Raw genomic sequence first — 13501 nt, forward strand, 5'->3', positions numbered from 1 at the left:
AAACAGCAGTCCTGGACTGCTGTTTTTATTCATTATTTTAATAAACGTAAGCCGTTCAATATAACGAGGATGGTACTTCCTTCATGACCGAGCACACCTAGAGGCAGCGTTAGGAACTGGAAGAAATTAGATAAGATCAATACGAGAATGACTGCAATAGAAAAGATGACATTTTGTTTTACGATACCATTCAATCGACTTGATAAGCTTACAGCACGTGTTAGTTTAGAAAGGTCGTTCTTCATCAGTACAACATCGGCTGTGTCTAGTGCCACATCAGTCCCCTGACCCATGGCGATTCCAACATCAGCTGTTGCAAGAGCTGGTGCATCGTTGATGCCGTCCCCAATCATTCCAACAGAGCCGCATTCTTCTTTTAACTGTTTGATCCTTGTTACTTTATCTTCAGGTAAACAGTTTGCATAGTATTTTTCAATTCCTACTTCATTGGCGATTGCTCTAGCCGTTTCCTCACTGTCTCCAGTAATCATGACAGGTTCGATGCCTAGTTTCTTTAATTCTTTCACAAGCTTAGAGGATTCTGCTCGTACTTGATCCTTCAGCGCAATCATTCCAGCAATACCTGCTTCATCAGCTGCAAGTACGATCGTCTTACCTTCTTGTTGAAGTTGCTTGTAACGTTGTTCAAAACGATCAAAACCAATTGCATCTGAGAAAAATTCACGTTTACCGACTTTCCACTGTACTCCAGAGATTTTTGCTTTAACGCCCCATCCAGAATGGTCTTCCATTTCATCTGGCAAAAACCAATTCGTCTCCCCAGCGAAGTGAACGATCGCTTTCGCTAATGGATGCGTTGATTGTCTCTCAATCGAAGCAACGTTTCGAATCAATGTGTCTTCTTCAATGTCTTCCCTTGTAATTACATCTGTTACTTCTGGATTTCCCTGAGTTAGTGTACCGGTTTTATCAAGTGCAACAGCTCGAACGGTACTAAGCTGTTCGAGGTGTATGCCACCTTTAAACAATATTCCGTTCCTTGCTCCAGCTGAAATAGCTGACAGGGTAGCCGGCATAATTGAAGCGACGAGCGCACACGGGGAAGCTACAACTAGAAAAACCATCGCTCTATAGATGGTTTCTTCCCACGTCCATCCAACGAGGTAATGGGGGAGAACCATAAGAAGAGCTCCTGTAAGTAATACGATCTTAACGTACCAGCCTTCTAATCGTTCGATGAACAATTGTGAAGGAGCTTTTTGATCTTGTGCTTCTTGAACGAGAGCGATAATTTTTTGGAAAACGGTATCTTCGTTTCGTTTTGTCATTCGAATCGTTAGATGGCCGGATATATTAAGCGTACCAGCAAACACCTCATCATCGATCCGCTTGATCACTGGAATAGATTCACCAGTAATTGCTGATTGATCGAGTGACGTTTGACCTTTCAAGATAACTCCGTCAGCAGGAACGCGTTCGCCTGGTTTAATCAGTATTGTACTATCGATCGTTAGCTCCGAAGCTTGAACAACTTTCTCGATTCCATCCTCTACGATAGTAGCTGTTTCGGGTTGTATGTCCATGAGTGACTGAAGTTCCCGTTCACTCTTATTTAACGTATATGTTTCAAGTGCACCACTGACTGCAAAGATAAAGATTAGAATGGCCCCTTCTGTCCAATATCCAATGGAGCCGGCACCAATTGCAGCGATGATCATTAATAACTCCACGTTCACATCTTTATCTTCTAGCGAATCCTCAATGCCTTCTTTTGCTTTCGCGAATCCCCCAATAATAAAAGCAGTTATATAAAGCCCAGCTTCTATGGATGAAGAAAATTCGCCTTCCATCAACCACGTGAAAGCAATGATCAAGCCACTTACTAAGGCAGCAAGTAACTCGCTATGTCGTTTGAAAGAAATCCACCAAAAGGGAGTATGAGTAGTATAAGTACTGTTTTGAACATTCAACTGTTGCATCATCATTCCTCCTTATTTTTTCTAATTGAGAAAGATATTCATACTCAACGTTCTTATATGTCTGATTTAATACTAAGAAAGACCGTTTGAAGCCCAAAAAGACGGTTTTCATGACTTCTAAATGAGAATGCATTTCATTAAATTAGAATAATTATTATCTTTTAATGATTTTATTCTATCACAAAGTCTTCATCGTTACTATCATAAAGAAATGAAATATGCTACATATTTTTATGTTTAATCCTTACAAAAAACAGGGAATCCATTTTATAAGCAACAAAAAGTGAAGGAGGACACGATGACATGCTATTAACTGAAAAACTAGATCAAATTAAACGAGCTCAAGTACAAAAGCCAGATAAGGTATTTACTCTATACTTAAATACAGACCGACGTGATCCAGACCGTCAACATGGTGAGTGGAAGATTCAATTGAAAAATGGTTTCCGAAACTTTGAAGATTACTTAAAAGAAAGTGGCAATAAAGAAGAGCAAGAGAATTTTGAAAAGGTAAAAGAAAAAGTGCAGGATGAAATCAATTCGATTGAAAATGACTTAAAACGGGGTCTCGTGATCATCGCTTCATCTGATGATCAAATCTGGTTCGTTGAACGTACTCAGGTACCGGTTAAGACGAATCTTTATTGGGAAGAAGAACCACAGCTTGACCAACTCGAACAATTAAGTAAGGATTATCCAAACACTGGAATCATTCTTGTGCATTATGATTATGTACGTATTTTAGAAACGGAACTTGGTTTCTTAACGAAGAGTGAAGAATACGCGTGGGACCCGGACGAAGATAATTGGAGAATTTATGAAGGTACGACTGGAAGCGAGAACACGCCTGGTAACGGAAGTACTGCACAAAGAGAGCTATATGAAGACAGAATTAAAGCGAATCGAGAAAGATGGTACAAATCGATGGCATCAAAACTAGATAAAAAGTCTAAAAAGCGCGAGTGGGAAAAGATATTTGTAGCTGGTGAAAAAGAGGAAGCAGAAGAACTAGCTAATCTGATGAATAAACAAACCGAAATTGTAGGCAAGAACTTCTCCGATAAACGAGATGACGAAGTACTAGAATCGCTCGTTTCGTAATAAGACGTAAGAAAAAGCACCTCTGAAGGTGCTTTTTCTAATTTAACCGTTCTGCTTTTACAGTGAAAAGCTTAGGGATGCCACGGTCGTTGACCTTGATATTAGGTTCTTCTACGACTTGTTTTATGATGAGGTCTTCATCTGCAATACTCGTTAGCACTTCTCCAAGCGTCCACTTTCTTTGAAGAACGGCGTTGGTATTTTGTTGTTCGTTCAAGTGCTTTTTGTAAGCAACATTCGTTTCTTGAATCGTTGGATCAAAGTAGTTCCCATCTACTTTATGCTTTTTACCCTTCGATGTAATCAATTTAGTTGAAATCGGGTGAAACTCTTGAAGAATAAATTGACCTCCAGGTTTAAGAATGTGATGTACGATTTGAAATAGCGGATGTAGATCTAGGAAGTAGTGAAGAATACCAAGTTCCATAACCACGATATCGTATTTGCTATGATGCTCAGTGCCTAATTTTAAAATATCTGAAAGGTAATAGGTCAGATCAACTGAGGATGCATCTGCAAGTTCTTTTGCGTAGCGCTCATTTTCATAAGAGAAGTCGATCACTGTGACATCTGCACCTAATAAACCCATGGCAGTTGCTTTCATTCCATGAGAGCCCATCAGGTTAGCAATACGTTTCCCCTTTAGATCTGGCAAGTAAGGAAGGAGAGATCTTAGTTTTCCATTAGGGTTTGCCTTGAGTTTGTCTGCTACCTGCTCGGGAGTTCCATGCCTATTTAGTAAGGCTTCGTAGTTTTGCTGGTTCCAGGCTTGCTCATTTTGTTCCGTTATTCTCTGTTGCACCCTTCTTAGATGGTCGTTGATCAGCGGTGCCCATTCTACGGAACGTTGATAGTGATAAAGAGATAGAGCGGGAACCGTTCTGTTATTTAGAGGAACATCTATTAAATAGGGATTCGTTCGGATAACCGTGTTATATTCACATTCGATGGTTACTGGATTCCCATCTATTTCGTAGGTCGCCATGGACTTTTCATCCGTATGTTTCGGTGTAGCTTGCCCATAATGGTTATTGAAATAAGAAATTACGGACTCAAAATTGTCCCACTGTACCGAAACAGTTATAGAATTACAATCATCTAATACACCTTGCAGCCATAAAGCGGTTTGGTTTATATAGAAATAGGGAATTGCTTGATCGTCAAGTGCTGATGATAGGGTAAGCACTGTGCTTGTTAATGTGTTGGGCATCTTACCACCTCAATTTAGTTACATGAACTTAGTTTGTATAGAATACTATAGCATAACGGTCGCTCGTAAGCATATGGAGGATAGGGAGAGATATAGGAATCATGCAAACCAAAAACGAAGACATTCAAACAGAGAACAAGTGGATGAGAAGAGGCGGAACGTTCGCACTCTTTATCTATTTGCTCACTCTCTTTTACACGACTCTATTTATTTACAATTACTATCCATATGGAAAATCCGTCAATCTTGTATTGTTCGATAGCATTAAGTTGATGTGGGAGAGTGGGAGTTACTGGCTGATCATTAAGAACATAATAGGAAACGTTCTACTCTTTATGCCACTAGGCTTTCTCGTGCCTCTTGTGCACCGAAAGTGTAGGTCCGTTATTGTCATAACGTTAATCGGGTTATTGATCAGTACGAGTATCGAACTGCTTCAATACCTTGCTGCGCAACGAATATTCGATATCGATGATATTTTATTGAATGGTTTCGGTGCTGTAGTAGGGTATGGCGTATACAAGTTTTGTTTCTTTATCTACAAAAAATTAAATAGAAAATAAAAAGGCAGCTTATTGTAAGCTGCCTTTCGTCATTTATTCTGCTTTTTTCGCTTTGTCTAGAAGCTTCGTGATACGCTTCGTTAGCATTTTGCGTCCTTCGCCTCCAGCTTGGAAATGACGGAGTTTACCTTCTGAATCAAACACATAGTATGCAGGTACATATTGATTATCAAAAGCATCTGTTAATTTATGATCACTATCGACAAAGATTGGTTGAGAGATATCGTGCTGATCAGCCACCTGTTTGATTTCATCTAGATCAAGGTCTTTTTCAGAACGAGGCATATGAACAGCAATAACGTTCATGTCTTCTGCATATTCATCACGGAATTCATTCACCATTGGCATCGCTTCTTTACATAGGCCACAGCTGATGGACCAGAAATGGATGAGGGTAAGAGGCTTGTCTCCTACTAAATCACTTTTGGAAACTTCTCCATTAAACCAGGTTTTAGCACCTTCAAGTTCTGGCATTTCTTCGCGTAGTTTCATAAGGGGATCGACTCCTTTTATTGTAATTTGTTTATAATAATTATTAGTTAATCACAATTATTATTATAGTATATTCATATGATAAGTCAATAACGACGCTTTCTATATACTATTAAAGTGGCTTTAAAAGTTTCAGTTTACTCATAAATTAGTCGAATAACGCGGTTCGTTTTGTTGAGTAGTCGTATGAAGTGCAATTCCTAAGAATAAGACGATTAGCATTCCGCTGATCACATAGAAGATACTTCCCTTTTCCAAAAGGTCGATAAACATCCCACCGAGAAAAGGACCGAGTATACTACCGACTCCAAAGAAAATACCAGCTAAAATATTGCCAGTTGGTAAGAGGTCTGTCGGGAGGAGGTCGGCTAAGTACGTGATGCTCAGTGAAAATAGCGATCCAACCGTCATCCCCGAGATGAATAGTAAGATGAATAGCATCGATAGTGACGTTGTGAAAATTGCAGCAGATAGACAGATCCATCCACAGAAGATACTTAGTAACAGAACGTTTTTCCGTCCATATTTATCACTTAATATTCCGAGCGGCATTTGAAAAACTAAGCTTCCCACAACAAACGAAGGAAGGAGGATGGAGACAGCATTAACATCAAGTCCAATACGTAACGCATATACCGGAAAATTTCCATGCAAGGACGCTTCTAAAAATCCGTATCCGAATGAAGGGAGTAAAGCTGCCCATCCAATTTTCAGGACATTCCAGTACTTTATTAGAACACGATCTGAACCCGTATCGATGGAATCTGGAAATTCGTTGCGTATTCTAATTAACAGTCCCCAGGTTAAGAGTGCAAGCCCTGATGCAAGTAAGAACGGAAGGTAAATCGATAGATCGACTAACCTTGTTGAAAGAGGGCCTGCAGCAAAGCCAAGCCCAAACGAAGAGCCATAAATCGCAATGTTTCTTCCGCGCTTTTCTTTTGGAGTGCTCGTTGTAATCCATAGCTGAGTAGCGAAATGTAGAAGGTTGTCTCCTATGCCAACAATCACTCGAAGGATAAACCAAAACCAAAAGGCTTGCCAGATTGGTATAAGGGTGATAGAAATTGCTACTAACACTAACCCGAACGAGATGGCTGGCTTATATCCATATTTCCTAACCGGTTTTTCGATGAAAGGTGAGGCAAAAAGTATTCCTATATAGAGGGCTGATGCATTTAAACCGTTCATGCTCGATGAAACGCCAGCTTCTTCAAGTAAAATCGATAAGAGCGGTAAAAGCATGCCTTGAGAATAGCCAGATATAAAAACAATTGTAATCAATATTAAAAATCTGTACCGGTATTGATTTATCAACTTCTTCACACTCCGTCAAGACGATCATATGAGTGCCATTATAATGGATAAGGCAGAAAAGAACCACCATTCGCATTTCGGCGAACTCTCATTTAAAATAAAGATATTGAACGCAAAGGGAGTGGAAAAATGGAATTCAATATGAAAAAAGAGGAGACTGGTTTTACAGCGGACTTCGAATACGGAACATTACATATTTCTGGTGATGAGCAGTCCGGTTTTAGACCATATCAACTTCTCGTTTCTTCGATCGCAGTATGTAGTGGTGGAGTGCTTCGTCAAATCTTAGATAAAAAGCGCATGAAATATGAAGATATCCACATCAGTGCTGATGTTACGCGTAATGAAGAAAAAGCGAACCGAGTAGAGAAGATTCACCTTCATTTCACTTTAGAAGGAGATCTTGATGAGCAAAAGGTTGAAAAAGCTCTTGAATTAACGAAAAAACATTGTTCGATGGCTCAATCCGTAATCGATAGTATCGAGCTTGAAGAGACATTTGAAATTAAGAAGTGACACCAGGTTCCTGGTGTCACTTTTATTGTTATAGCTCTAGCGTCTCTGGCGTATTTTCTCCTTCATTCATGAGACGAATGGTTTCTGGAGTAATTTTTAACACGATGTAGTTCGGGTCTTCGGGAGAATCGAACCATCTTTTTAGCGTATCTCCCCAGATTTTTTCCTTTGTTTCTTTTGAGTCATCGATCTTAACGGTTCCTTGAATTTCTACATAACGGTCGTGCCAACCTTCACCGTCATATCCAAGTAATACATGCACATTGTGGTTTTCTTCAATATCTTCTACTTTATGTGTTTCTTTGCTTGTTGGAGTCATCAATGTAAGATCGTCATTAAAGAATGTCATGAAGCGAGAGTGCGGTTTGTTATCCTTTATCGTACTGAGTGTGCCTACATGGTGAGATTCTAGAACTTCTAACACTTTGTCCTTCAATTCTGTTTGAGTCATCGTCATCATCATTCTCCTTTCAATATCAACGCTAATCTTAATCTTCCTTTATTGAGCAATTCTAAAACAAGATAATATGCCATTATTTGCAAAGTGTGCCATTCTGTTTTTCAAAGACGCTCCAGGGGTATACCATAAAGAGACTTAATTCAAATCAAAGAAGGTAATAAAAATGAATAACACCTATGATTTTACTCAGGGGAACATCACGAAACAGATGATTTTTTTCTCGCTCCCCATATTTTTTACCAACATGCTACAAACATCCTACCAATTTATTGATAGTCTCTGGGTTGGGAATTTACTCGGTTCAGATGCGCTTGGAGCAATCTCACTCGCAGCTCCTGTAATCTTTACCGTTTTATCTTTTATTATCGGTGTTAACAGTGCAACGCTTACTGTGTTATCTCAAAGAAAAGGATCAGGTGACGACGAAGGGTTAATCGAATCATTAAATGCTTTTGTAGTTGTTCTCACAGTGTTATCTGTGACGTTTGGAATCATTGGTTTTATATTTACAGACGCGATATTAACATTCTTAGGAACTCCTGAGGATATATTTGAGACGACGAAGCTGTATTTGCGTATCAACTTCTTAGGGATACTTTTTTTATTTGGATACAATTTTATTGGGACAGTGCTTCGAGCATTAGGAGATAGTAAGACGCCAATTCGATTTGTACTTGCTGCTGTCATTTTAAACGCGGGATTAGACCCTTTGTTTATTTATTATTTTGACTGGGGGATCGAAGGTGCTGCATATGCAACCATCATTGCTCAAGGAGCAGCATTCCTTTATGGTGTGATCTATTCAGTTTGGAAATCCAAAGTGCCTTTTACAGTGCCGCATTGGCCTGATGGTAAAGAGACGAAGCGAATCACGAAGCTTGGTGTTCCTGCAGGTCTTCAAATGATGACGATCTCAGCGGGAGTCACCGCCATAATGGCAATCGTTGCAAGTTTCGGTACTCAAGTTGTAGCTGGGTTTGGAGCAGCACAAAGATTAGACAGGGTAATCATGCTTCCTGCCTTTACGCTTGGAGCAGCCGTTAACAGTATGGCTGGTCAGAACATTGGTTCAGGTATGTGGGACCGTGTTTCTGAAATAGCAAGAAATGGTATCATCCTTATTCTAAGTGTCTCGTTTACGATTAGTGCTATCATCTTCTTTAGTGCAGAAACGCTTGTCTCACTCTTTATTAATGATGCAGAAACGATCGCATTCGGAACGACATATTTAAAAACGATTGCGTTCTTTTACCCGTTTCTAGGTATTAATTTCGTTTTGAATGGCGTAGTAAAAGCTGCAGGTGCGATGGTCCAAGTTTTGGTGTTAAATATTATATCGTTCTGGATTTTAAGAGTACCGTTAACATACTTATTATCTGATTGGCTTGGAGAAGAAGGGATCGCTTATGGCATCGGAATTAGCTTCGTTTTATCGAGCATCTTTGCCATTGGGTATTATAAGTACGGAAAGTGGAGAGATATTGAGATTTTTGAACAGGAAGTTGATAAGTAACGTAAGCTGCCGAGCATCGGCGGCTTTTTTTGGTAGTGGAAGGTGTAGAAGATTTATGTGATGTTGGATAAAAGGACAACAACTTGAAAAAAATACTCATAAGAGTCTGCTGTATAAAAAGATACAGATAAAAGGAGAATCTAGAAATGAAGAAAATAGCTCTTATGATTATCCTTCTTACAGTCATCTTACCTATGAATACGATGGCGAAGGAAGCGACACAAGTTTCTAAAAAACATGCGATTCAAATACCGGATTCGGTAGTGAATATCTCTAAAGAAAACACTTATCCTAATCCGACACAAGATCAACCAACACTTCAACCGAGTGAGCTAACAAGAGAGTTAATTGATTCCACTGATATCAAAATCGAGAACCCTCAGCTTATTCAAATTCTAAATGATTCACATATCTCTCCGTCCAAAGTCGCGATCGGGTATCGTGCAAGTATTTATTTAGGGAAATGGCCTCTAATGTATGATTCACAAGAAACAAATGTTAATTGGCAGTACAAGCAAGCCAACGTTAACCGCTACGACAATAGAGGTGGAAAAGGCACTGCTAAGATGTCGTATCGTCAAGAAGAGGAAAAGAGTGTGAGTGGAGGATTAACAGCTTCAATTCCTTCAAGTGATGATGTTAAGAAAATGATGCTCATGAAGGCATCAGAAAAAACAAAGCTTTCTCTCGCTTTTCAAACCATCATTGGAAAAGGGACAAGAAAAACAAACGTTTATAACATAGCTCCTCTCCATTACGGTACGCTCTCGAGCTATGTGCCTGCTGTAAACGAAAAAGGAAAAGTAACGTATGGAGAAGTGTACCTTGTACTAAAAGGCAGTGAGAAAGGCATTGAGGTAAGGAACGTAACGCAGCAAGGGATCGGCGCATGGATTCCGGTTCAAGATTATTTAAGCTTTGAGTTTAATACGCAAAAATAACCAGCAGAAATGCTGGTTTTTTTACAGAATAGAATTTTGATGTCCAAGCAAACTATAGAAAAGCGCACAAAAAGGAGGGTAACATGAAAACTATTGCGACTATATTAGCACTTGTGTTTGTCTTCATTTCTTCAGAAGCATCAGCAATCGATAATCAATCACATGACTGGTACTTTAAGAAAAGTAAAGACCATGCTTCAGCAACAACTGAACCTGAGTTCGAACAGATGCTGAAAAAGTATGGAGGATACTTTATTGGGGATACAGACAAGAAAGAGCTTTACGTTACATTTGATAATGGGTATGAGAATGGCTATACCATTCAAGTGCTGGATGTGTTGAAGAAAGAAAAAGTTCCTGCTGCTTTTTTCGTAACAGGATACTATTTAGAAGATCAACCAGATCTTATCAAGCGAATGGTAAAAGAAGGGCACATTGTTGGTAATCACTCATGGAATCATCCAGACATGACGAAGATCTCTGATGAACGAGTAAAGAAAGAACTGAAACGAGTGAAGGAAGAATACACGCGCATCACCGGAGATAAAACGATGCTTTATTTAAGACCACCACGTGGTGTTTTTAGCGAAAGGTCACTCGCCATCTCTCAAGACGAAGGTTACATTAATGTATTCTGGTCACTTGCTTATAAAGACTGGGAAACAAACAGGCAAAAGGGTAGTCAATATGCGTATGATTCAATCATGAAGCAAGTACACCCTGGAGCGATTCTTCTCCTGCATTCTGTTTCAAAAGACAATGCAGAAGCGTTAGAGAGTGTGATTAAAGACCTTAAGAAAGAAGGCTATACCTTTAAGAGCTTGGATGAATTAGTGTTCAAACGCACACTTCCTAGCTTATTAGCACCATAAAGCTGCCAGTAGGGTAGCTTTTTTGTTTTATCTTGGTAGGTGGTATTGATTCCTTTTGTCTGCGATAATGAACCTAATAAAAGACTGGGGGAATTTCATGTGGTCAGAAGTCGTACGTCCTGAAGCTCCATATGCTATTGATCGGTTGTTCGGTCGACTACGCATGGATCCGCTTCAAGCGATTAATTCGAATGAGATTAAGGTGCCAATTACAATCGATCGAACAAAAGAGGTACTCACGATAAAAGCTGTTGGAGATGAACACGATCCTTTCTTTCATGTTAGTGGGGAAATAGAGGAGTATAAACCAGTAGCACTTAGAAAAGTATCAGAGATGTTGGATTTGAACATGGACACAGAAGGAATTAAGAGGCATTTTAAAGGCACCGAACTACAAGGTCTTGTAGAAAAATATGTAGGGATGCCGATCATTTGTGAGCCAGATGCTTACAGTGCCTTAATGAAAAATATTGTTCATCAACAGTTAAATATGAAATTTGCATACACGCTCACCTATCGGTTTGTAACAAAATATGGAGAACAAAAAGATGGGGCTTGGTTTTATCCTACTCCTGATGTTGTTAGTGAACTTCGAGTAGAAGAATTGCGAGAGCTCCAGTTCAGTAATAGAAAAGCCGAATATCTGATCGGTATCGCAAAGAGCATTCAAGATGGAAGCCTAGATCTCCATAAGTTGAATGAACTTACGAACCAAGAAGTCTATGAAGAATTATTGCCTTTAAGGGGTGTTGGTCCGTGGACAATCGAATGCGTCCTTTTATTTGGACTAGGGAGAAAGGATGTCCTACCAGCTGGTGATGTCGGTATCCAGAATGCCATGAAGAAGCTGTTTGATCTTGATACAAAGCCTTCAAAAGAAGAGCTTTATGAGTATAATAAGAGATGGTCCCCATACTCGAGCTATGTCTCGATGTACTTATGGGAGAGTTTGAGCGGATAGATATAAGGAGAGGTTCGATTGAAGAATAAAACAGAAGGGACAGCTCTTACAAAAGGGCAAACGGTTCCTCTTACAATAAAACGATTAGGCATTAATGGAGAAGGAGTTGGCTTTTTTAAGCGAACGGTGGTATTTGTTCCCGGTGCTCTTCCGAATGAAGAGATTACTGCTGAAATCACACGCGTTTTTCCTAATCGTGCTGAGGCAAGAATCAAGCGCTTAAGGAAAAAGTCTCCTGAGCGAGTAGCGGCTCCTTGTCCCGTTTATGAAGAATGTGGCGGATGCCAGCTTCAGCATTTAAGTTATAGCGGTCAATTGAAAGAGAAGAGAGACGTTGTTGTTCAAGCGTTTGAGCGCTATTCGAAGAACAACTCAAAAATAACTGTTAAACCTGTCATCGGGATGGAAGATCCATGGAACTACAGAAATAAAAGTCAGCTTCAAGTTAGAAAACAAAAAGGGAAAGTCATCGCTGGCCTCTATGGCGCTGGGTCCCATGAGCTAGTTGAATTAACGAACTGCCTTGTCCAGCACCCTGAAACGAATCGTGTAACGAAACAAGTTGTGAAGGTTTTAGAAGATCTAAATATCTCCATCTATAATGGCAAAAAAGGTCTTGTACGGACGATTGTAACAAGGGTAGGATTCCAAACAGGACAAGTCCAGCTTGTTCTCGTTACGTCTGAAGAAAAGATCCCAAGACAGTCCTTACTCGTTAAGGAAATCAAAAAGAGACTGCCAGACATTGTCTCGATCATGCAAAATGTGAACGGGAAGAAGACGTCTCTTATTTTTGGTGATGATACAAATCTTCTTGATGGAGAAGAAGTGATACAGGAATCATTAGGTGATTTAAACTTTGAACTATCTGCACGAGCATTCTTTCAATTAAATCCCATTCAAACCGTGAAATTGTATGATGAAGTAAAGAAAGCAGCAAAGCTGTCAGGACGTGAAAATGTCATCGATGCATATTGTGGTGTAGGCACGATCGGTTTGTGGCTTGTGGATGAAGCAAAGGAAGTAAGAGGGATGGACGTCATCAAAGAATCGATTGATGATGCAACGGAGAATGCGAAGAAACATGGCTTTGCGAATAAAATGAAGTACGATGTAGGCAAAGCAGAAGATCTTGTACCAAGATGGATCAAGGGTGGATTCAAGCCAGATGTGATCGTTGTCGATCCGCCTCGTACTGGCTGTGACGATAAACTGTTATCCACAATGGTAAAAGCAAAACCTGAACGAATCGTTTATGTGTCTTGTAATCCATCCACATTAGCTAAAAATGCCGATTTCCTTCGTAAGAGGGGATATGAAGTAGGCACGTTGCAACCTGTCGATATGTTTCCACATACCGCGCACGTCGAAGTTGTCGCAGTTTTCGAAAAAAGTAAGAAATAAGTTTAGTGAAACGATTCCCCTTTTTTAGCGGAATCGTTTTCATTTTGCTTAAGATACGTTTAACGAGTAATCAACACTTTCCACAGAGTTATGCACATGATAAAAGGTTGTTTCATGCGTTATACACATATTTATGCACATTATCCACAGATGAACAAGTGTTCATCCACAATGTAAATTGTTTATAAATTTTATTGAGCACACTAGATGA

At 39.6% G+C, this 13501-nt stretch carries 13 protein-coding genes; 8 read left to right on the forward strand and 5 right to left on the reverse strand.

All coding sequences use genetic code 11. The features are described 5' to 3' along the window. Positions 1-32 precede the first annotated feature (32 nt). Positions 33-1943: a heavy metal translocating P-type ATPase gene (locus ACXAHI_RS18475; RefSeq protein ID WP_474850371.1), complete on the reverse strand. Its 1911-nt coding sequence runs from the start codon at positions 1941-1943 to the stop codon at positions 33-35. A gap of 300 nt (positions 1944-2243) precedes the next feature. On the opposite strand from ACXAHI_RS18475, the gene ACXAHI_RS18480 reads away from it, so the two are divergent. Then, positions 2244-3041 carry a VLRF1 family aeRF1-type release factor gene (locus tag ACXAHI_RS18480; RefSeq protein WP_474850373.1) on the forward strand — a complete coding sequence of 266 codons (798 nt, stop codon included), beginning with the start codon at positions 2244-2246 and terminating at the stop codon, positions 3039-3041. 37 nt (positions 3042-3078) lie between these two features. Here the strand turns inward: ACXAHI_RS18480 and ACXAHI_RS18485 are convergent, their stop codons facing one another. After that, positions 3079-4251, reverse strand: a complete 1173-nt coding sequence (locus tag ACXAHI_RS18485; RefSeq protein ID WP_474850375.1) for a class I SAM-dependent methyltransferase — start codon at positions 4249-4251, stop codon at positions 3079-3081. Between the two features lie 101 nt (positions 4252-4352). Here ACXAHI_RS18485 and ACXAHI_RS18490 point away from each other — a divergent pair, with 101 nt between their 5' ends. Next, positions 4353-4814 carry a VanZ family protein gene (locus ACXAHI_RS18490; protein WP_474850377.1) on the forward strand — a complete coding sequence of 154 codons (462 nt, stop codon included), beginning with the start codon at positions 4353-4355 and terminating at the stop codon, positions 4812-4814. A gap of 33 nt (positions 4815-4847) precedes the next feature. Here the strand turns inward: ACXAHI_RS18490 and ACXAHI_RS18495 are convergent, their stop codons facing one another. Further along, entirely contained in the window at positions 4848-5306 is a 459-nt protein-coding gene (locus tag ACXAHI_RS18495) for a TlpA disulfide reductase family protein (protein ID WP_270182650.1), read from the reverse strand. Positions 5307-5447: 141 nt separating this feature from the next. Then, positions 5448-6623 (reverse strand): MFS transporter, encoded by a 1176-nt coding sequence (locus ACXAHI_RS18500; protein ID WP_474850379.1) that lies wholly within the window; start codon positions 6621-6623, stop codon positions 5448-5450. Between the two features lie 129 nt (positions 6624-6752). Here ACXAHI_RS18500 and ACXAHI_RS18505 point away from each other — a divergent pair, with 129 nt between their 5' ends. Further along, positions 6753-7139: an OsmC family protein gene (locus tag ACXAHI_RS18505; protein WP_270182747.1), complete on the forward strand. Its 387-nt coding sequence runs from the start codon at positions 6753-6755 to the stop codon at positions 7137-7139. A 28-nt stretch (positions 7140-7167) separates the two neighbouring features. On the opposite strand, the gene ACXAHI_RS18510 is transcribed toward ACXAHI_RS18505, so the two are convergent. Further along, complete coding sequence (locus ACXAHI_RS18510) at positions 7168-7590, reverse strand: pyridoxamine 5'-phosphate oxidase family protein (RefSeq protein WP_474850451.1); 423 nt, start codon at positions 7588-7590, stop codon at positions 7168-7170. A 172-nt stretch (positions 7591-7762) separates the two neighbouring features. On the opposite strand from ACXAHI_RS18510, the gene ACXAHI_RS18515 reads away from it, so the two are divergent. The 5 genes from ACXAHI_RS18515 to rlmD all read left to right on the forward strand — a co-directional run bounded on the left by ACXAHI_RS18515 (position 7763) and on the right by rlmD (position 13290). Then, positions 7763-9112, forward strand: a complete 1350-nt coding sequence (locus tag ACXAHI_RS18515) for an MATE family efflux transporter (protein WP_474850381.1) — start codon at positions 7763-7765, stop codon at positions 9110-9112. A 146-nt stretch (positions 9113-9258) separates the two neighbouring features. Continuing rightward, positions 9259-10053: a YfkD family protein gene (locus tag ACXAHI_RS18520; RefSeq protein ID WP_474833013.1), complete on the forward strand. Its 795-nt coding sequence runs from the start codon at positions 9259-9261 to the stop codon at positions 10051-10053. Positions 10054-10136: 83 nt separating this feature from the next. Beyond that, positions 10137-10925: a delta-lactam-biosynthetic de-N-acetylase gene (gene pdaA, locus ACXAHI_RS18525; RefSeq protein WP_474850383.1), complete on the forward strand. Its 789-nt coding sequence runs from the start codon at positions 10137-10139 to the stop codon at positions 10923-10925. A gap of 97 nt (positions 10926-11022) precedes the next feature. Further along, entirely contained in the window at positions 11023-11886 is an 864-nt protein-coding gene (locus ACXAHI_RS18530; RefSeq protein WP_474850385.1) for a DNA-3-methyladenine glycosylase family protein, read from the forward strand. Between the two features lie 18 nt (positions 11887-11904). Continuing rightward, positions 11905-13290, forward strand: coding sequence for a 23S rRNA (uracil(1939)-C(5))-methyltransferase RlmD (gene rlmD / locus ACXAHI_RS18535; protein ID WP_474850387.1), 1386 nt, complete (start codon positions 11905-11907; stop codon positions 13288-13290). The last annotated feature ends 211 nt before the right edge of the window (positions 13291-13501 follow it).

The sequence above is a fragment of the Anaerobacillus sp. ABD4_527 genome (genome assembly GCF_056160805.1).

Excerpts from the sequence above, each read along its gene's own strand:
- ACXAHI_RS18520 (WP_474833013.1), top strand. The coding sequence starts at position 9,259 with ATGAAGAAAATAGCTCTTATGATTATCCTTCTTACAGTCATCTTACCT.
- ACXAHI_RS18530 (WP_474850385.1), top strand. The coding sequence starts at position 11,023 with ATGTGGTCAGAAGTCGTACGTCCTGAAGCTCCATATGCTATTGATCGG.
- pdaA (WP_474850383.1), top strand. The coding sequence starts at position 10,137 with ATGAAAACTATTGCGACTATATTAGCACTTGTGTTTGTCTTCATTTCT.
- ACXAHI_RS18515 (WP_474850381.1), top strand. The coding sequence starts at position 7,763 with ATGAATAACACCTATGATTTTACTCAGGGGAACATCACGAAACAGATG.
- ACXAHI_RS18505 (WP_270182747.1), top strand. The coding sequence starts at position 6,753 with ATGGAATTCAATATGAAAAAAGAGGAGACTGGTTTTACAGCGGACTTC.
- ACXAHI_RS18495 (WP_270182650.1), bottom strand. The coding sequence starts at position 5,306 with ATGAAACTACGCGAAGAAATGCCAGAACTTGAAGGTGCTAAAACCTGG.
- ACXAHI_RS18490 (WP_474850377.1), top strand. The coding sequence starts at position 4,353 with ATGCAAACCAAAAACGAAGACATTCAAACAGAGAACAAGTGGATGAGA.
- ACXAHI_RS18485 (WP_474850375.1), bottom strand. The coding sequence starts at position 4,251 with ATGCCCAACACATTAACAAGCACAGTGCTTACCCTATCATCAGCACTT.
- ACXAHI_RS18510 (WP_474850451.1), bottom strand. The coding sequence starts at position 7,590 with ATGACTCAAACAGAATTGAAGGACAAAGTGTTAGAAGTTCTAGAATCT.
- ACXAHI_RS18480 (WP_474850373.1), top strand. The coding sequence starts at position 2,244 with ATGCTATTAACTGAAAAACTAGATCAAATTAAACGAGCTCAAGTACAA.
- ACXAHI_RS18475 (WP_474850371.1), bottom strand. The coding sequence starts at position 1,943 with ATGATGCAACAGTTGAATGTTCAAAACAGTACTTATACTACTCATACT.